General features: G+C 70.1%; 16 protein-coding genes. 9 read left to right on the top strand and 7 right to left on the bottom strand.

The genetic code is table 11. The features are described from left to right. Nucleotides 1-244 precede the first annotated feature (244 nt). Nucleotides 245-2,116: an AAA family ATPase gene (locus tag DFQ15_RS10205; RefSeq protein ID WP_110465887.1), complete on the bottom strand. Its 1,872-nt coding sequence runs from the start codon at nucleotides 2,114-2,116 to the stop codon at nucleotides 245-247. Between the two features lie 543 nt (nucleotides 2,117-2,659). On the opposite strand from DFQ15_RS10205, the gene mntP reads away from it, so the two are divergent. Then, nucleotides 2,660-3,232 carry a manganese efflux pump MntP gene (mntP, locus tag DFQ15_RS10200; RefSeq protein WP_110465878.1) on the top strand — a complete coding sequence of 191 codons (573 nt, stop codon included), beginning with the start codon at nucleotides 2,660-2,662 and terminating at the stop codon, nucleotides 3,230-3,232. A gap of 104 nt (nucleotides 3,233-3,336) precedes the next feature. Beyond that, nucleotides 3,337-4,533, top strand: a complete 1,197-nt coding sequence (locus tag DFQ15_RS10195) for an MFS transporter (RefSeq protein ID WP_110465877.1) — start codon at nucleotides 3,337-3,339, stop codon at nucleotides 4,531-4,533. A 9-nt stretch (nucleotides 4,534-4,542) separates the two neighbouring features. On the opposite strand, the gene DFQ15_RS10190 is transcribed toward DFQ15_RS10195, so the two are convergent. Both DFQ15_RS10190 and DFQ15_RS10185 read right to left on the bottom strand, forming a co-directional pair. After that, on the bottom strand, nucleotides 4,543-5,376 hold the full coding sequence (locus DFQ15_RS10190; RefSeq protein WP_110465876.1) for a transglutaminase domain-containing protein: 834 nt from the start codon (nucleotides 5,374-5,376) through the stop codon (nucleotides 4,543-4,545). Between the two features lie 269 nt (nucleotides 5,377-5,645). Beyond that, entirely contained in the window at nucleotides 5,646-6,467 is an 822-nt protein-coding gene (locus DFQ15_RS10185) for a metallophosphoesterase (protein WP_110465886.1), read from the bottom strand. 163 nt (nucleotides 6,468-6,630) lie between these two features. On the opposite strand from DFQ15_RS10185, the gene DFQ15_RS10180 reads away from it, so the two are divergent. After that, nucleotides 6,631-6,810 carry a hypothetical protein gene (locus DFQ15_RS10180; RefSeq protein ID WP_110465875.1) on the top strand — a complete coding sequence of 60 codons (180 nt, stop codon included), beginning with the start codon at nucleotides 6,631-6,633 and terminating at the stop codon, nucleotides 6,808-6,810. A 234-nt stretch (nucleotides 6,811-7,044) separates the two neighbouring features. Here DFQ15_RS10180 and DFQ15_RS10175 read toward each other — a convergent pair whose 3' ends face one another. After that, nucleotides 7,045-8,010 (bottom strand): LysR family transcriptional regulator, encoded by a 966-nt coding sequence (locus DFQ15_RS10175; protein WP_110465874.1) that lies wholly within the window; start codon nucleotides 8,008-8,010, stop codon nucleotides 7,045-7,047. Between the two features lie 132 nt (nucleotides 8,011-8,142). On the opposite strand from DFQ15_RS10175, the gene DFQ15_RS10170 reads away from it, so the two are divergent. After that, complete coding sequence (locus DFQ15_RS10170; RefSeq protein ID WP_110465873.1) at nucleotides 8,143-8,574, top strand: hypothetical protein; 432 nt, start codon at nucleotides 8,143-8,145, stop codon at nucleotides 8,572-8,574. A gap of 132 nt (nucleotides 8,575-8,706) precedes the next feature. Here DFQ15_RS10170 and DFQ15_RS10165 read toward each other — a convergent pair whose 3' ends face one another. The 3 genes from DFQ15_RS10165 to DFQ15_RS10155 all read right to left on the bottom strand — a co-directional run bounded on the left by DFQ15_RS10165 (nucleotide 8,707) and on the right by DFQ15_RS10155 (nucleotide 13,168). Then, nucleotides 8,707-10,596 (bottom strand): phosphoenolpyruvate carboxykinase (GTP), encoded by a 1,890-nt coding sequence (locus DFQ15_RS10165; protein WP_110465872.1) that lies wholly within the window; start codon nucleotides 10,594-10,596, stop codon nucleotides 8,707-8,709. 335 nt (nucleotides 10,597-10,931) lie between these two features. Then, nucleotides 10,932-11,123 carry a hypothetical protein gene (locus DFQ15_RS10160; protein WP_055835787.1) on the bottom strand — a complete coding sequence of 64 codons (192 nt, stop codon included), beginning with the start codon at nucleotides 11,121-11,123 and terminating at the stop codon, nucleotides 10,932-10,934. 86 nt (nucleotides 11,124-11,209) lie between these two features. Continuing rightward, nucleotides 11,210-13,168: a RecQ family ATP-dependent DNA helicase gene (locus tag DFQ15_RS10155; protein WP_110465871.1), complete on the bottom strand. Its 1,959-nt coding sequence runs from the start codon at nucleotides 13,166-13,168 to the stop codon at nucleotides 11,210-11,212. A 288-nt stretch (nucleotides 13,169-13,456) separates the two neighbouring features. Between DFQ15_RS10155 and DFQ15_RS10150 the strand changes: the two genes are divergently transcribed. From DFQ15_RS10150 to hutH, 5 genes are read left to right on the top strand one after another with little or no spacing between them, the layout of a single operon-like run. Next, the gene (locus tag DFQ15_RS10150; protein WP_110465870.1) at nucleotides 13,457-14,446 is read left to right on the top strand and encodes an ABC transporter substrate-binding protein; all 990 of its coding nucleotides are present in this window, start codon (nucleotides 13,457-13,459) and stop codon (nucleotides 14,444-14,446) included. A 10-nt stretch (nucleotides 14,447-14,456) separates the two neighbouring features. Then, the gene (locus DFQ15_RS10145; RefSeq protein WP_110465869.1) at nucleotides 14,457-15,356 is read left to right on the top strand and encodes an ABC transporter permease; all 900 of its coding nucleotides are present in this window, start codon (nucleotides 14,457-14,459) and stop codon (nucleotides 15,354-15,356) included. Further along, entirely contained in the window at nucleotides 15,353-16,171 is an 819-nt protein-coding gene (locus DFQ15_RS10140) for an ABC transporter ATP-binding protein (protein ID WP_110465868.1), read from the top strand. The genes DFQ15_RS10145 and DFQ15_RS10140 overlap by 4 nt, the downstream gene beginning before the upstream one ends. Beyond that, nucleotides 16,168-16,983 (top strand): histidine utilization repressor, encoded by an 816-nt coding sequence (hutC, locus tag DFQ15_RS10135; protein ID WP_110465885.1) that lies wholly within the window; start codon nucleotides 16,168-16,170, stop codon nucleotides 16,981-16,983. Before DFQ15_RS10140 ends, hutC begins: the two co-directional genes overlap by 4 nt. Before the next feature lie 58 nt (nucleotides 16,984-17,041). Further along, complete coding sequence (gene hutH, locus DFQ15_RS10130) at nucleotides 17,042-18,667, top strand: histidine ammonia-lyase (RefSeq protein ID WP_110465884.1); 1,626 nt, start codon at nucleotides 17,042-17,044, stop codon at nucleotides 18,665-18,667. Nucleotides 18,668-18,670: the final 3 nt, after the last annotated feature.

The following is an 18,670-nucleotide window of genomic DNA, read 5'->3' as shown; positions in this document are numbered from 1 at the left end:
TGGGCGTCGCATCGACATTCATGTCGCCTGGCTCTCCTTGGGATGCTGTGCCATCTGCTTACGATCATTGACAACGTTTTGTTAGCCGCTCTAAGCCTAGGCTGGACCCTCGGGCCGTCAGGCACACATGGCGACGCCGCTGCGGCACGCACGCACCGATGCGCGTGGACCGCCGGGCGCCGGTAAAAACCCATAGGCCGCAGTTCCGCGCCGCCAGCCGGCCGCGCGATGCGGCCGGCTTTTTTCACGCCGCGCGCCGCAGCGGCGAATGCACCAGCTCTTCCACCCGATCGCCCTCCACCTCTTCCTGCTCCAGCAGCTCGGCGGTCAGCGCCTTCAGGGCGGGCAGGTGGGCTTCCAGCACCTCGGTGCAACGGGCTTCCAGCGCCACCAGCAAGCTGTTGGCCTGGCGCACCGCATCGCCCACCGCCGAGCCGGCATGGGCCTCTGGCACGGCGGCCAGGCTGAACAGGCCGGCCTCGGGCGACAGGCCGAAGCGGCCGACCATGTCGAGCGCCAGGCGCGAGGCTTCATGGAGGTCCTGCGCCGCGCCGCTCGAAGCCTCTCCCAGCAGCATCAGTTCGGCACCACGGCCGGCCAGCAGCATCTGGATGCGCGCCTCGATGAAGCTCTTGGGATAGAGCACTGTGTCCTCTTCCTGCGTCACCAGCGTCACGCCCAGGGCGCCGCCGCGCGGCAGGATGGTGACCTTCTCGACCTTGCCCGAGCGCAGCGCCGAGGCCACCACCGCATGGCCCGCCTCGTGCACCGCGACGCGCCGCAGTTCGCCCTCCGACAGCGCGCGCCGGCCGCCGTTGAGTTCGCCGATCCGCGTGGTCTCGACCGATTCCATCATGTGGGCCATGGTGACCCACTGCGCATCCCGGCGGGCCGCGACCAGCGCCGCGTGGTTGACGATGTGGGCCAGCGCCGCCGGCGCCAGGCCGTTGGTCATGCGGGCCAGCTGGTCGAAGTCGGCCTCGGGCATCGTCGGCAGCCTGGCGGCGTAGAGGCGCAGGATGTCGGCGCGGTCGCGCACGTCGGGCAGCTTCACGTTCACCCGGCGGTCGAAGCGGCCCTCGCGCAGCAGCGCCTCGTCGAGGTTGTCGGCCAGGTTGGTAGCGCCGATGACGATCACGCCCTCGTTGTCGGCGAAGCCGTCCATCTCGACCAGCACCTGGTTGATGATGCGGTTGCTCTCGCTCTCGCTCTCGGCCGCGCCGGTGCCCGCGCTGCGCTTGGACAGGCCGTCGATCTCGTCGATGAACAGGATGCACGGCGCGTTCTTGCGGGCGGTGGCGAAGAGCTGCTTGACCTTCGCGACACCCACGCCGTAGAACTTGGAACTGAACTCGCTGCCGTTGGTGGCGATGAAGTTGACGCCGGCCTCGCCCGCCATCGCCTTGGCCAGCAGCGTCTTGCCGACGCCCGGGCCGCCCAGCATCAGGATGCCGCGCGGCGCCCGTGCGCCGAGGGCGGCGTAGCGCGCCGGCTGGTGCAGGAACTGCACCACGTCGGCCAGTGCCGACTTGGCCTCGCCCGCGCCCACCACCGAGGAGAACGAGACGCCGGTGGGCTTCTCCACCAGCTTCGAGAGCGAGGTGACGTCGCGGCGCATCAGGTAGAACATCGCGCCGATCAGCAGGAGCGGCAGCAGCAGGCCGATCAGCGCGCGGAACAGCTCCATACCGCGGTCCCAGCCCTGCGAGATGTCGGCGCCGACGCGCACCTGCGGCAGCATCGCCAGCTCGAAAGCCGGCGTGGCGGCACTCTGCGCCTGCTGCACCACCAGCCCGGCGAAGGCGCCGCGGCCGTCGACCACGTAGTAGCGCTCGCCGCCGGTGGTGGTGACCAGCAGCGCGTGGGGCGTGACGCCCACCGCCGCGATACTGCCGCCGCGCAGGTCGGCCAGCAAGGCCGAGCCGTCGCGCTGGGTCGCACCCCAGCGGCCCGGATCGGCGGCCATCTGCTGGCCGGCGGCGCCCGCGGGCAGGGCACCGACGGGCACCGAGAGGCCCGGCCAGAGACCGATCGTCAAGGCAGCGAGCAGGGCGAGAACGACGCCGCCGACGGCCAGGCGGTAGGTTTTAACGAAGCGGAGCAGGTTCTGTTTCATGCGGTGGGACCCCGCGGCAGGCGCCAACGCCTGCGGCGCGCGGTCCCGCATGGTAGGAAAAGACCTACGGATTGCCTTTTTGTTGGGCAATTTCTCCAGTCCTGCGCAGGCCTTTTGCATCCGCCCTGCCCTGCTCCGCGTAGGGCGGCCGCCGCGGCCGGCCGCGTGCCGTTGATGGAGCCGTGTTATGCACTTCGACATACTTTGGATGGGACCCACCCTTCGGGAAAGACGGGGAGAGGCCCGGGTGCCGCGTTGCCGTCCGCTTGCGGTATCCACACCGCGGCGCGTCTTGCGCCTTGCCGCCGGGCTGCTCCCCGGCCTGCGCGGGTACGTCGACGTGCATAACACGCTCTAGAATCGCGCTTCCTTTGGGGAGTAGCCTGCTGCCGGATGTCGGCAGCGCCCGCGTCAACAGACTCGGCACCGCGCGTGCCGTGGTGCGGGCAGCCGGAAGGTTGGCGAGACCAGCGGTGTACCGACACGGGACAGCCGGGTGGTGGTGCGCCGCGGTGTCTTGCAACCGGCTGCTTCTGTGCTCCCATGAATCTCGCCTCCACCCTGTTCCTGGCCTTCGCCATGTCGACCGACGCCTTCGCCGCGGCCGTCGGCAAGGGCGCGGCGCTGCACAAGCCCCGCTTTCGCGAGGCGCTGCGCACCGGCCTCATCTTCGGCACCATCGAGGCCATCACCCCCGTCATCGGCTGGGCCGCGGGCCTGGCCGCAGCCAGTTACGTCAAGGCCTGGGACCACTGGATCGCCCTGGTGTTGCTCAGCGTATTGGGCTTGCGGATGATCCGCTCGGGCCTGTCGGCGCCCGAGGCCGAGGAAGACCGTCCGCAGCGCAACGCATTCTGGGTGCTGGTGCTGACCGGCGTGGGCACCAGCATCGACGCGATGGCCGTCGGCGTGGGCCTGGCCTTCGTCGACGTGGACATCCTCCCCACTGCCTTGGCCATCGGCCTGGCGACCACGCTGATGGTGACCGCCGGGGTGATGGTCGGCCGGGTACTGGGTCGCGTCGTGGGCAAGCGCGCCGAGATCGTCGGCGGCGTGGTGCTGATCGGGATCGGCTGCACCATTTTGTACGAGCACCTGGGCCGAGCCGGGGGGTGAGGGCGGCGGATGGTGCGCGGCCGCGTCCGGCTTTTCGGGCGGCCCACGGCGTCGTGGAGGGCGCGGCCCGCAGAATGTCGGGTTTCCACGACCCGGGCGAATGCATGACGACCTACTCTCCTTCGCCGCAGGCCGACGTTCCCGGCGCGCTCGTGCTGTTGCTGGCCGTCGGTGCCGGCCTGGCGGTGGCGTCGCTCTACTACAGCCAACCGATGCTCGGGGTGCTCGGCCCCGACCTGCGAGTGGGCGCCACCACCATCGGCCTGGTGCCGACGCTGACGCAGCTGGGCTACGCGCTCGGCATCCTGACCCTGGCGCCGCTGGGCGACCGGTTCGACCGGCGGCGGATCATCCTGGCCAAGGCCGGCGTGCTGTGCCTGGCGCTGCTGCTCTGCGCGCTGGCGCCGTCGCTCGGCGTTCTGCTGGCGGGCAGCCTGGCGATCGGGTTGGCCGCCACCCTGGCGCAGGACCTGGTGCCGGCCGCCGCCACCCTGGCGCCCGCCGCCAGCCGTGGCCGCACCGTGGGCAAGGTGATGACCGGGCTGCTGCTGGGCGTGCTGCTGTCGCGGGTGGTGAGCGGCTTCGTGGCCGAGTACTTCGGCTGGCGCACGATGTACGGCGCCGCGGCCCTCGGCATCGGCCTGCTGGCGGTGGCGGCCTGGCGCGGGCTGCCGCGCTTCGCGCCCACCACGCAGCTGCCCTACGGCGCGTTGCTGGCCTCGCTCTGCACGCTCTGGCGGAGCCACCCGGCGCTGCGCCGCGCCGCGCTGGCCCAGGCGCTGCTGAGAGTCGGCTTCAGCGCCTTCTGGTCGACGCTGGCGGTGATGCTGCACGGCGCGCCGTTCCACCTGGGCAGCACCGCCGCCGGCGCCTTCGGCTTGGCGGGCGCGGTGGGCGCGCTGGCCGCACCGCTGGCCGGCCGCATCGCGGACCGCAAGGGGCCGGAGCTGGTCGCGCGGCTGGGCGCCGGGCTGGTGGCGCTGTCGTTTTTGGCGATGGCGGTGGGGCCCGACCGCCTGTGGCTGATCGCGGTCAGCGCGGTGGGTTTCGACCTGGGCATGCAGGCCACGCTGGTGGCGCACCAGACCATCGTTTTCGGCATCGAGCCCGCGGCGCGCAGCCGCCTCAATGCGGTGCTGTTCACCGCCATGTTCATCGGCATGGCCAGCGGCGCGGCGCTCGGCAGCGTGGTGCTGGCCCACGGCGGCTGGACGGCGGTGTGCGCCATGGCCACCCTGGCCGCCGCGGCCGCGCTGGCGGTGAGGATGTGGCCCGGCGCGCCGCGCGCGGTGCGGGCCTGACGGCGGCGGTCAGCCGGCGGGCGTCGGCTGCGCCTGCTCCGACGCCGACCCGGGCAGGTCGAGCCGGGTGACGGTGGTGTGCATCTCGCCCATCTGCAGCGGCACCGCCCCGTAGTCGCTGATGAAGGAGACGTCGGCGGCGTCGCGGCCGTAGGCCACCACGATGCGGCCGCCGCGCGGCTCCGACTGGGTGGCGTCGAAGGTGTACCAGCGGCCGCCGACGAAGGCCTCGAACCACGCATGCATGTCCATCGGGTCCAGCTGCCAGAGGTAGCCCACGACCACCCGCGCCGGGATTTTCAGCGCCCGGCAGAGGGCGATGCCCACGTGCGAGAAATCGCGGCAGACGCCCGCGCCTTGGATCAGCGTGTCGAGCGCGTCGGTGTTGGGCGTGCTGACGCCGTAGCGGTATTCGATGTTGGCGTGGATCCAGGCGCGGATCGCCTCCACCTGCGCATAGCCCGGCGCATGGCCCTGCACCAGCGACAGGGCCTGGCCCTGCATCTTGTCCGACGGGCAGTAGCGGCTCGGCAGCAGGTAGTGCAGCACGTCGTCGGGCAGCAGCGCCACCGGGGTGTAGTGGGCGTCGTGCTGCACCGCGATGTGGTCCTCGGCCTGCAGCACCATCTCGACCTCGATGCGCATCGTGCCCTGCGGCACGGTGAAGCGCTGGCACAGGTTGCCGTAGGGATCGACCATCTCCGAGGTGGGCACCAGCGGCGAGAGCTCGTAGCGCTCGCTCATCATCCACTGCGCCCGGCCGCTGCGGGGCCGCAGCACGGCGACGACCGGGCTGTCGGCATAGGCGGTCACGGTCATCGAGCAGCGGGCTTTGAGTTTCATGGGTCGGGACGTGGGGACGGAACGGGTGCCGCGCAGACGCCCAGGGTCGGAACGAAAAAAAACGCAGCTGTCGTGCCGCGCCTTGTAGACCCGAGCGTAACCCGCGCGGCCCCGCACACGGTGTAGGCCGCTTGCCCGGCTCCGCGGCGCGGCGGAGCTGTCCGCTTGCGGGGCGCCCGCCGGTGTGCGCCCCGCCGCGGCGCCCGGACGGTATTGCGGATGCAAACGGCCTGCAGCCGGCGCAGATCGCCGACATGAAGCTATGATTTTTATAGCATCGGCACGTCGACCAGCCAGTGCGGCCGGAACGTCGCCTGCTCGCCCTTGCCTGCGTAGCCCAGCGGGTTCGCCACCACCCGGCAGCCGGCCTGCCGGTAGTCGCTGGGCGCGTGCAGGTGGCCGTGCAGCCAGAGTTGCGCCCGGGGCAGCAGAGGGTCGAGCGCGTTGCAGAAGCCGGCGGTGCCGGGCACCAAGCCGTAGCGCGGATCGGCACTGCCCAGGCTGGGCGCGAAGTGGGTGACGACCACCGTCGGGCCGTCGAAGGACTCGGCCAGCGCACCGGCCAGCCACTGCTGGCAGGCCAGTGCCTCCTCCCGCACGCCCTCGGACAGCCAGGGCGCGCCATGGCGGGTGGTGCCGGTCTTTCTCAGGTAGAAATCGGCGGCGCGCATCGCCTTGCCGCGGGCCTCCAGCGCGGCGGCCGGTGGGGCGTTGGCAGGGATCAGGGCCTCGAAATCGGCCCACAGCGTACTGCCCAGGAAACGCACGCCGTCGACCGTGACGGTTTCGCGGTCGAGCCAGCCGATGCCGAGCCGGTCGCAGAGCCGCCGCAGGCGGAGTCGGGCGGCGTCGACATCCTGGCCGTCGTATTCGTGGTTGCCCGGCACGAACAGCACCGGTTGCGGCCAGCCGCCGAACTGGGGCAGCGGCGAAAAGCGGGCCAGGCCGAAATCGTCGCCCGGCAGGTGCGAGGACGGATGGTGGGAGCCGATGTCGCCCGCCAGCACCAGCAGGTCGGCACCGGGCGTGGGCGAGACGGTGAAATCGGGTTGCACTTCCAGGTGTAGATCGGATACGAGCTGTAACTGCATGCGGTCATTGTGCGGCGAGGCGGCGCTCACCGTTGGCGTGCGTTGCGCACCACGGTGGAATAGGTTATGCACGTTCGGCATGAAGAAGGGTGGGCGAGGCTAGGGAAAACCCTTAATCTACCCGTATCGCCACTTTTGATGCACCCACGAAGTGCAAAACGCCATGTTCACGCTGATCGCCCGCCTCTTTTCGAGTTCCGCCCATGCCGCCCGTGAGATGGCACCGCCGGCCGGCATTGCCAACCGCCTGCTGGAGAGCGCCGAAGCCCGCGCCGGCCAGGACCCCCACCACGCCCACGAACTCCGCCAGGCCGCACGCGCCTATCTCAGCGTCATCCGCTGACGAAGATGTGAGAGAACCTGCTGCGCGCCCGATTGCGTGTCTGCGGTCCTCACCATACGAAAGTACGGCTCCGGTCCTCGACGCACACTCGGACCGCTCGCTACGGTTCTTTCACATCTTCCGCGTTGCGTTGGAATACCTGAAAACCAACTGCATGCGCTATTGTTTTCATAGCGATAGGCCGACGTCCTGAGCCGGCCGGTGGCCTCAATCGTTCTAGAAACTCCTATCCGCTCACAACAGCGGATGCAGCACGGCCGAGCGCTCGACCGCGTTGCGCAGCCATTCATGGGCGGACGACGGTTGCTGGCGCCGGTGCCAGAGGGCGTCCACGTGCACGGTCGGCACCGGGAAGGGCAGGGGGCGCCAGACGATGTGTTCGGCCAGGCCGGTCGCGCCGACGAAATGGCGGGGCAGTATGGTCAGCATGTCGGACTGGGCCACCACCCGGCCGGCGGTGAAGAACTGGTTTACCGTCACCGCCACATGGCGGGTGCGGCCCAGCAGGGACAGCGCCTCGTCTATGAAGCCGTAGGGCCGGCCCGAGAAACTCACCAGCATGTGGCGCGCCGCGCAGAAGCGGTCTATGGTGAACGCGTCTTGCGACAGCTCCGACAGCGGATGGCCGCGCCGCATCACGCAGACGTACTGGCCGTCGTAGAGCCGGTGGTGGGCGAAGCTCTCCACCTCGCCGGCCTGGCTACGGGCGGTCAGGTCGGCCATCACCGCAGGGAAGTAGCCGACCGCCATGTCGGCCTCTTCGTCCGCCAGCAGCCGGCGCGGGTCGCGGGTGGCCAGCGGCACCACCCGCACCTGGATGCCCGGCGCTTCCGCTTCCACGAGGTTCACCAGGGCCGGCATCACCACCGCCGCGGTCGCGTCGGCCATCGCCAGCACGAAGGCGGTGGACGCCTCGGCCGGCACGAACACGTCGGGCGCCAGCGACCGCTGCAGCTGCCGCAGCGCCTCGCGCACGTCGGGCCAGATCGCCGCGGCGCGCGCGGTCGGCTCCATCGCCGCACCGTTGCGCCGAAGCAACTCGTCGCCCAGCACCTTGCGCAGGCGCCGCAGGGCGTTGCTGACGGCCGGTTGGGTGATCGACAGGTTGTGGGCCGCGCGGGTGAGGTTGCGCTCGGCCATCACCTCGTCGAACACCCGCAGCAGGTTGAGATCGAGGGCGCGAAAGTTGGTGGACGCCATGCACCGAAAGATAGGCCATCACCATGATGAATGCCAAGCATCACAAAAATAAATTTGGGGAATGCGGGGGTAAACCCTAGTATTCGCCCAGGCGCTGAAATTCTCTTCCGGCGCTACCCGCAGGAGATCACCATGACCAGCTTCGTACGACCTCAATTCTCTTCCCGGCACGTCGGTGCCAACCGCGCGGTCCGCACCGTCGAGCATGTCTCCGGCCTCGTCCAGGGTGCCCGTGGCGGTGTTTCGCTGTTGCTGGCCGCCGTCGTGTCGGCCGTCCTCGTCGTCGCCAACCAGGTGGTCGACACCTGGTCCGAAGGCCACCTGTTGACCGCCTGGGCCGTGCTCTGGGCCATCGCCTTCGCCGCCCTGGCCCTGCTGGCCGGCCCGCTGCGCCGCGCCGCGATCACCCTGCGCGCCACCGTCGTCGCCTGGAACGAGCGCCAGATCGCCGCCGAGCAGGACCGCCAGATGATGCGCGTGGCCATGACCGATGCCCGCGTGATGGCCGACATCAGCCGCGCGATGAGCGTGGGTGCCGCCCGCGACGTCCGCAACTACTTCTGATCGGCACCGGGCGCGCAGGCGCCCCGGCCGCGAAAAAGCCGCTGGTCCCGAAAGGGGCCAGCGGCTTTCTCATGGGCGATCGACGGATGCGAGGCCGGAACCGGCGCACCGCAGGCGGTGCGCGGCCGGCGATCAGCCCTTGAGCCGCGCTTCCAGCGCGGCGCGGATGTCCTTCAGCTCCTGCGGCAGGCCGCGCGCCAGCTGGGCGAACAGCTCGTCGTGCAGCGCCAGCTCGGCCCCCCAGGCGGCATCGTCGGTGCGGGTCACCGTGTCGAACTGCGCGGGCGTGAAGTCCAGGCCGGTCCAGTTCAGGTCTGCGTAGGCGGGGCTGGTGCCGGTGAGGTGCTCGACGCCGACGCCGGCCGTACTTTCGATGCGGTCGATCATCCACTTCAGCACGCGCATGTTCTCGCCGTAGCCTGGCCAGGCGAACTTGCCGTCTTCGCCCTTGCGGAACCAGTTGGTCTGGTAGATCTTCGGCAGCTTCGCGCCCTGGGCCTGCAGCTTGGCGCCCAGGTCGATCCAGTGCTGGAAGTATTCGATCATGTTGTAGCCGGCGAACGGCAGCATCGCGAACGGGTCGCGGCGCACCACGCCCTGCTGGCCGAAGGCGGCGGCGGTGGTCTCGGAGCCCATGGTGGCGGCCATGTAGACGCCTTCGTTCCAGTTGCGGGCCTCGGTCACCAGCGGCACCGTGGTGGAGCGGCGGCCGCCGAACAGGAAGGCGTCGATCGGCACGCCGGCCGGATCGTCCCAGGCGCTGTCGAGCGCCGGGTTGTTGGTGGCGGCCACGGTGAAGCGCGAATTGGGGTGCGCGGCCTTGGCACCGGTCTCCTCGGCGATCTGCGGCGTCCAGTCCTTGCCTTGCCAGTCGATCAGGTGCGCCGGCAGCGCCTTGCCGGGTGCGTCCTGCTCCATGCCTTCCCACCAGACGTCGCCGTCGTCGGTGAGCGCCACGTTGGTGAAGATCACGTCCCGGTCCAGGCTCTTCATGCAGTTGGGGTTGGTCAGCATGTTGGTGCCGGGGGCCACGCCGAAGTAGCCGGCCTCGGGGTTGATCGCATACAGCTTGCCGTCGGCCGCCGGCTTGATCCAGGCGATGTCGTCGCCGATGGTGGTGACCTTCCAGCCGTCGAGGGCCGGTGGCGGCACCAGCATCGAGAAGTTGGTCTTGCCGCAGGCCGACGGGAACGCCGCCGCCACGTGGTACTTCTTGCCGGCGGGCGAGGTCACGCCCAGGATCAGCATGTGCTCGGCCAGCCAGCCGGTGGCCGTGTCGGTCGCTTCGGCGCGGCCCATGGCCGAGGCGATGCGCAGCGCCAGGCATTTCTTGCCCAGCAGCGCGTTGCCGCCGTAGCCCGAGCCGTACGACCAGATCTCGCGCGTCTCGGGAAAATGCACGATGTACTTGGTGGTCGGGTTGCACGGCCAGGCCACGTCCTGCTGGCCGGCGGCCAGGGGCGCGCCGACGGTGTGCAGGCAGGGCACGAATTCGCCGTCGTCGCCCAGCACGTCGAGCACCGCACGGCCCATGCGGGTCATCAGCTTCATGTTCACCGCCACATAGGCGCTGTCGGACAGCTCGACGCCGATGTGGGCGATGTCGCTGCCGAGCGGGCCCATCGAGAACGGCACCACGTACATCGTGCGGCCGGCCATGCAGCCGTCGAACAGCGGCTGTAGGATGCCGCGCATCTCGGCCGGGGCCTTCCAGTTGTTGGTCGGGCCGGCGTCTTCCTGCTTCTCGGAGCAGATGAAGGTGCGGTCCTCCACCCGGGCCACGTCGCTCGGGTCGGAGCAGGCCAGGAAGCTGTTGGCGCGCTTGGCCGGGTTGAGGCGCTTGAAGGTGCCGGCATCGACCAGTTGCTGGCAGAAGCGGGCGTATTCCTCGTCGCTGCCGTCGCACCAGACGATGTCCTGCGGCTTGCAGAGGGCGGCCATCTCGGACACCCAGGCGATCAGCCGGGCGTTCTTGACGTAGGAAGGGGCCTGTACGGGCAGTCCTTGGGTGGGGGCGTTCATCGGTCGAGCTCCTGAGTTTGAAAACCGTCTTGTCTAAGACCGCGTGCGTGCGCGGGTGGGCTTGGAGAAGGCGGCTCCGGGCGACCGATGGGCCTTGCTGCAGGCACCCCGGGGTGCGGCGCAAGCCGGTTTCGGCGGGGGCGGATGACGATTTTATGAATCCGTGCCGGAAGCGAAACCGGATTACCCTGTAATTTCATGCAAACAAAGCATGGGGTTATGCTGCGAGTGGCGATGCCTGGACGGCAAAAAGCCGCGTCGAGCGCGGCTTTTGAGAAGGGAAAACGGGGGTCGCCCGAGGCGACCGATGCAGGCCGGGCCGGCCCGCCGCCCGGTCAGGCCATGTAGATCGCGATGAAGGCCAGCAGGAACATCAGCACGCCGCCGACGATCGGCAGCACGATCGGCATCAGATGCACCACCTGCTCGACCGCGTCCTTCTCGTGCTCGGCCGCGATGTGCGCACGCGGATCGTGGGAGTTGTCCGGCTCGGGCGTGTTGGTGGCGGCATTGACGGGCAGGGGCATGGGGCTTCCTTCGGGAGGGGCTTCGGTGCAGCCCGCGATTTTAGCGGCCGGATGCCGCTGCGCGGCGGTTCGCCGTCCGGGGGATTTCACGCCCCCATAGACACCCGTAGCACCTCGTCGCCGTAGGCCTCCAGCTTCTTGGCGCCGATGCCGGTGATGCCGTGCAGGTCGTCCTGCGAGCGCGGCGCCCGCTCGGCGATGGCGGCCAACGTCGCGTCGTGGAAGATCACGTAGGCCGGCAGGTTGTGCTCGCGCGCCACCTCGGCGCGCCAGGCCTTGAGCGCGGCGAAGCGCGTCTGCCCGTCCGCATCGAGGGCGGCGGCGGCGGGCGACGCGGTCCTGCCGGTGCCGCTGCGCTCGCGGCGCGGCTTGCGCTCGGCCGGCGCCGAGATCGAGGCGCGCAGCCGCACCGGCACCTCGCCCTTGAGCACCGCCCGGGCGCCGGGCATCAGCTGCAGCGTGTTGTAGGCCTCGGCATCGACATGCAGCGCGCCGGTCGCGATCAGTTGGCGCAGCACGCCGCGCAGCTGCGCCTCGCTGAACGCCGATCCGCGGCCGAAGGTCGAGAGCCCGTCGTGGCCGTGCTGCCGGGTCTTGTCGGTCTCCTTGCCCCGCACGATGTCCATGATGTGGCCGGCGCCGAAGCCGATGCCCTGCTGCTTGCGGATCCAGTAGATGGTCGAGAGCAGTATCTGCGCCGCCTCGGTGCCGTCCCACAGCTCGGGCGGGTTCAGGCAGTTGTCGCAGTTGCTGCACGTGTACCTGGGAGCCCCCCGGCTTGCCACTTCGTGTGCTTCGCCACCCCCAGAGGGGGCGGCACGGCCGCCTTGGAGCGGTCCTGCGGCGCCGTAGGCTTCGCCGAAGTACGACAGCAGCCGCACCCGGCGGCAATCGGTCGCTTCGGCCAGGGCCAGCAGCGCCTCCAGCTTGCCGACCAGCGCCTGCTTGAACTGCTCGCCCGCAGGGCTTTCGTCGATCATGCGGCGCTGGTTCACCACGTCCTGCAGGCCGTAGGCCATCCAGGCGTCGGCCGGCGCGCCGTCGCGGCCGGCGCGGCCGGTCTCCTGGTAGTAGCCCTCGATGTTCTTCGGCATGTCCACATGGCCGACGAAGCGCACGTCGGGCTTGTCGATGCCCATGCCGAAGGCGATGGTGGCCACCATCACGATGCCTTCCTCGCGCAGGAAGCGGTCCTGGTGCTGCTGCCGCACCTTGGCGTCCAGGCCGGCGTGGTAGGGCAGGGCGTTGATGCCGGCGGCCGACAGCGTGGCCGCCAGGTCCTCGACCCGCTTCCTGGACTGGCAATAGACCACGCCCGCATCGCCCGGATGCTCGCGCTCGATGAAGCGCAGCAGCTGGGTGGTGGCGTCCTTCTTCTCGACGATCTGGTAGCGGATGTTGGGCCGGTCGAAGCTGCTGACGAACTGGCCCGCGTCCTGCAGCTGCAGCCGCTCGACGATGTCGGCCCGGGTCAGCGCGTCGGCGGTGGCGGTGAGCGCGATGCGCGGCACGCCGGCATAGCGCTCGTGCAAGATCGACAGCGCCCGGTACTCGGGCCGGAAGTCGTGGCCCCACTGGCTCACGCAGTGCGCCTCGTCGATCGCGAACAGCGCCAACTGTCCGCCCTGCAGCAGGCCGTCGAGCAGTTCCAGGAAGCGCGGCGTCGTCAGCCGCTCGGGCGCGGCGTAGAGCAGGGTGATCTCGCCGCGCGACATGCGGCGCTCGACCTCCAGCGTCTCCTGCCAGTCGAGCGTCGAGTTGAGGAAGGCCGCGTCCACCCCGGCCTCGTGCAGCGCGCCCACCTGGTCGTGCATCAGCGCGATCAGCGGCGAGACGACGATGGTGATGCCGTGCCCCGCCCGCTGCCGCGCGATCGCCGGGATCTGGTAGCAGAGCGACTTGCCGCCGCCGGTCGGCATCAACACAAGCGCGTCGCCGCCGGCGCTGACATGGTCGACGATGTCCGCCTGGGGGCCGCGGAAGCGGTCGTACCCGAAAACCTCGTGAAGGATGTGCAGCGGATCGGCGGAGAGAGAGTCTGGCATGGCGCGTTTTCGGGTGAGCCCGCGATTTTGCGGCCTTTGCGGTCTGGCATGTGTCGTGCTTGTCTAGTCAACCTGGGCCCGGCTCGGGCAGATGCGCACGGAGATCGTGCCGTTTCCCGGCCTATCGGGCGCCATGCGGCCATGGAATGCACCGGGACGGTTACGGTTGAGCCTGTATGTACAGGTCTGGTGCATTCTTGACAATCGGCGCCCGACCTGTCTTCGGTTCCCTGCGGCCACCTTGGGGCGGGCCACCCCGTTTTCCTTCAATCGCAAAGAGGTAGATCGATGAGCAAGCGTTCCATGGTCAAGTCGGCGGTCCGTGCGGCGGCCGGCGTGTGCGCGGCAGCGCTGGCGTTCGGCGCGGCAGCGCTGGCGTTCGGCTCGGCAGCGCAGGACACGAGGATCGTGCTGGGCATGTCGGGCTGGACCGGCTTCGCGCCGCTCACGCTGGCCGACAAGGCCGGCATCTTCAAGAAGAACGGCCTCGACGTGGAGATCAAGATGATTCCGCAGAAGGACCGCCACCTGGCGCTGGCCTCGGGCGCGATCCAGTGCGCCGCCACCACCGTCGAGACGCACGTCGCCTGGAACGCCAACGGCGTGCCGATCGTGCAGATCTTCCAGATGGACAAGTCCTACGGTGCCGACGGCATCGCGGTGCGGGGCGACGTCAAGAGCTTCGCCGACCTGAAGGGCAAGACCGTCGGCGTCGACGCGCCCGGCACCGCGCCCTACTTCGGCCTGGCCTGGATGCTCGGCAAGAACGGCATGACGTTGAAGGACGTGAAGACCGTCACCATGACGCCGCAGGCCGCGGCGCAGGCCTTCGTGGCCGGCCAGAACGACGCCGCCATGACCTACGAGCCCTACCTCTCCACCGTGCGCGACAACCCCGCCGCCGGCAAGATCCTGGCGACCACGCTCGACTACCCGATGGTGATGGACACGGTGGGCTGCGCGCCCGAGTGGCTCAAGGCCAACTCGAAGGCGGCGCAGTCGCTGGCCGATTCCTACTTCCAGGCGCTCGACATGATCAAGGCCGACCCGGCCAAGTCCAACGAGATCATGGGCGCGGCGGTCAAGCAGTCGGGCGAGCAGTTCGCCAAGTCGTCGGCCTACCTGCGCTGGCAGGACAAGGCGGCCAACCAGAAGTTCTTCGCCGGCGAGCTGACCGCCTTCATGCAGGAAGCCCAGAAGATCCTGCTCGACGCCGGCGTGATCCGCAAGGCGCCGGCCGACCTGGCCGTGACCTTCGACGACCGCTTCATCAAGTAATCCGCCGCCCATGTCCGCCGTGCCCGCCGCCGCCGCGTCCGTCGCACCCGTTCCTTCCGTCGCCTCGCCCGGGGCCGCCGCACCCGCGGCCCTGCCGCCGATCGCCGCGCCGGTTTCCGCGCGCCGGCGCCGGGCGCTGGCGCCGCTGGAGCCTGTCGGCGGCACCGCGCGCTGGATGCTGGGCCTGGGCTTCTTCGTGCTGTTCGTGGCGGTGTGGGCGTTCTTCACCCTGGGCGGCTTCGTGTCGCCCACCTTCCTGGCCAGTCCGGTGACGATGGTGCGCGAAGGCTGGCTGCTGTTCACCGAATACAACTTCATCCACGACATCGGCATGACCGTCTGGCGGGTGGTGGGCGGCTTCGCCCTGGCCAGCGTGCTGGCGGTGCCGCTGGGCATCGCGATGGGCGCGTACAAGGGCGTCGAGGCCTTCTTCGAGCCCTTCGTGTCCTTCTGCCGCTACCTGCCGGCCTCGGCCTTCATCCCGCTGCTGATCCTGTGGGCCGGCATCGGCGAGACGCAGAAGCTGCTGGTGATCTTCATCGGCTCCTTCTTCCAGGTGGTGCTGATGGTGGCGGTCACCGTCGGCAGCGCCCGCCGCGACCTGGTCGAGGCCGCCTACACCCTGGGCGCCGGCGACCGCGGCGTCATCGCCCGGGTGGTGATCCCGGGCGCCGCGCCGGGCATCGCCGAGACGCTGCGCCTGGTGCTGGGCTGGGCCTGGACCTACGTGATCGTGGCCGAGCTGATCGGCTCGTCCTCGGGCATCGGCCACATGATCACCGACAGCCAGGCGCTGCTCAACACCGGGCAGATCAGCTTCGGCATCATCGTGATCGGCATCATCGGGCTGGTGTCCGACTTCGCCTTCAAGGCGGCCAACCGCCGCCTCTTCGCCTGGAGCACGCTGTGAGCGACCATCTTTCCGTGCGCGGCGTGTCGCGCATCTTCCAGGGCAGCGAGGGCCGGAGCACCCAGGCACTGCTGCCGGTCGATTTCGAGGTGCGCGAGAACGACTTCGTCACCATTCTCGGCCCCTCGGGCTGCGGCAAGTCGACCCTGCTGCGCATCGTCGCCGGGCTCGACTACCCGACCACCGGCCAGGTGATGCTCGACGGCCGCCCGGTGGAGGGGCCGGGCGCCGACCGCGGCGTGGTGTTCCAGAGCTACACCCTGTTCCCCTGGCTCACCATCGCGCAGAACATCCGTTTCGGCCTGCGCGAGCGCGGCCTGCCCGAGGCGCAGCAGAAAGAGCGCGCCGACTACTTCATCGCCAAGGTGGGGCTGCGCGGCTTCGAGAACCACTTTCCCAAGCAGCTCTCGGGCGGCATGCAGCAGCGCACCGCCATCGCCCGTGCGCTGGCCAACGACCCCAAGATCCTGCTGCTCGACGAGCCCTTCGGCGCGCTCGACAACCAGACCCGGGTGCTGATGCAGGAGCTGCTGCTGGGTATCTGGGAGTCGGCCCGCAAGACGGTGCTCTTCGTCACCCACGACATCGACGAGGCGATCTTCATGGCCAACCGGGTGGCGGTGTTCAGTGCCCGGCCGGGCAGCATCAAGACCGAGCTGGCGGTGGATTTCCCGCATCCGCGCCACTACACGATCAAGACCTCGCCCGAATTCATGGACCTGAAGGCGCGGGTCACCGAAGAAATCCGCGCCGAGTCCGTGGCCGCGGCGCACCGAGCTGCTTGCGCGCATCCGCCTGCATCGACCGCCGCATGACCGCCCGCACCGCCCGTCCCCTGCCCAGGAACGGCGCGCCCGTGCCGCCGCAGACGCCGGCCGTGGGCGCGGCGCTCGCCGCCAACGACGGCCCTGGCGCGCTCGCGCTCTACCAGCAGGTCAAGGATTTCATCTCGCGCAAGATCCAGGACGGCAGCTGGCCCGCCGGCACGCGCCTGCCGTCGGAGCACGCGCTGGTCGCGCAGTTCGGCATGTCGCGCATGACGGTCAACCGCGCGCTGCGCGAGCTGGCCGGCCAGGGCCGGGTGGTGCGGGTGCCGGGCGTCGGCAGCTTCGTGGCCGAGGACAAGCCCCAGTCCACCCTGCTGCAGATCGCCAACCTGGCCGACGACGTGCACCTCCGCGGCCACGACTACGCCTGCAAGGTGCTGCTGGTCGAGCGGGTGTCGGCCTCGATGGAGACGGCGGCGCTCTTCGGCCTGCGCACCGGCGAATCGGTGTTCCGCGCCGTCTGCGTGCACCTGGAGAACGGCCTGCCGGTGCAGCTGGAAGACCGCTTCGTCAACCCGCGGGTCTCGCCCGATTTCATCCACCAGGATTTCTCGCGCCAGCAGCCGTCGGAGTACCTGGTGCGCACCGCGCCCTACGACGAGATGGAGCACGTGGTCGATGCGGTGATGCCCACCGCCGAACAGGCGCTGCAGCTGGCGATGCCCACCGCCGAGCCCTGCCTGCTGCTGACCCGCCGCACCTGGATGCAGGGCGTGCCGGTGACCTTCGCCCGCTTCCTGCACCCCGCCAGTCGCTACCGGCTGGGCAGCCGCTTCCGTACCGACGGCAACGCCCGCTGAGCGGCGGCGCCCGGCCATCGACCTGTCTTCGTTTCACACAACCTGTATAGACATGCACATGCTTACTCCCGACGCCGCCCCCGCCCACCCTGTGCCCGTGCTGGGCGAGGGCGTGCTGATGCTCGACCCGGGCCGGGTGGTGCTCGCCCAGCTGCGCCGCATCCACGCCGGCGGCGTGTCGCTGCAGATGCATGCCGATGCTCGGCAGGCCCTGCGCGCCGCGCAGGCCGCGGTGCAGCGCATCGTCGATGGCGGCGAGGTGGTCTACGGCATCAACACCGGCTTCGGCAAGCTGGCCAGCACCCGGATCCCGCGGGAGCGGCTGGCCGAGCTGCAGCGCAATCTGGTGCTGTCGCACAGCGTGGGCACCGGCCAGCCGCTGCCCGCCGCGGTGGTGCGGCTGGTGCTGGCGACCAAGGCGGTGAGCCTGGCGCGCGGCCACTCGGGTGTGCGGCCCGAGATCGTCGAGGCGCTGCTGGCGCTGGCCAACGCCGGCCTGCTGCCGCGCATTCCCGCCAAGGGCTCGGTGGGCGCATCGGGCGACCTGGCGCCGCTGGCCCACCTGGCCTGCGTGCTGATCGGCGAGGGCGAGGCCTCGACGCCCGAGGGCACGGTGATCCCCGGCGCCGAGGCGATGCGCCGCGCCGGCTTCGCGCCCTTCGTGCTCGGCCCCAAGGAGGGCCTGGCGCTGCTCAACGGCACCCAGGTCTCGACCGCGCTGGCGTTGGCCGGGCTGTTCCAGGCCGAGAACGTCTTCGCCGCCGGCCTGGTGGCGGGCGCCCTGTCGCTGGAGGCGATCCAGGGCTCGATCAAGCCGTTCGACGCCCGCATCCACGCGGCACGCGGCCAGCCGGGGCAGATCGACGTCGCCGCCGCGGTACGCGCATTGCTCGACGGCAGCGAGATCGTGCCCTCGCATCCCGACTGCGGCCGGGTGCAGGACCCGTACTCGATCCGCTGCGTGCCGCAGGTGATGGGCGCCTGCCTCGACAACATCCGCCACGCCGCCCGGGTGCTGCAGATCGAGGCCAACGCCGCCTCCGACAACCCGCTGGTCTTCTCCGGCGCCGGCGGCGACGAAGGCGACGACGAGGTGATCTCCGGCGGCAACTTCCACGCCGAGCCGGTGGCCTTCGCCGCCGACATCCTGGCGCTGGCCATCGCCGAGATCGGTGCGATCTCCGAGCGCCGGCTGGCGCTGCTGCTCGACTCGGGCCTGTCGGGCCTGCCGCCTTTTCTGGTGCGCGACGGCGGCGTCAACTCGGGCTTCATGATCGCGCAGGTCACCGCGGCCGCGCTGGCGTCGGAGAACAAGTCGCTCGCCCATCCGGCCAGCGTCGACAGCCTGCCCACCTCGGCCAACCAGGAGGACCATGTCTCGATGGCCACCTTCGGCGCCCGGCGCCTCGCCGATATGGCCGACAACACGGCGGTGGTCGTCGGCATCGAGGCGATGGGCGCGGCGCAGGGCATCGAACTCAAGCGCGGCCTGCGCAGCTCGCCGCTGCTCGAAGCCACCTTCGCCGACCTGCGCAGCCGCGTCGCCTTCCTGGACCAGGACCGCTTCCTCGCGCCCGACGTCGAGGCGATGCGCCTCTGGGCCGGCCGCGACACCTGGCCCGACGCGCTGCTGCGCCTGCTGCCGAGCCATGCCGACGCCGCCGCGCCCGGCACCACCGCCTGACAT

Source organism: Xylophilus ampelinus, from assembly GCF_003217575.1.
In the GTDB taxonomy this organism is placed as follows: domain Bacteria; phylum Pseudomonadota; class Gammaproteobacteria; order Burkholderiales; family Burkholderiaceae_C; genus Xylophilus; species Xylophilus ampelinus.
The sequence above is the reverse complement of the archived record's forward strand: the minus strand, read 5'-3'. Positions and strand labels throughout refer to the sequence as shown.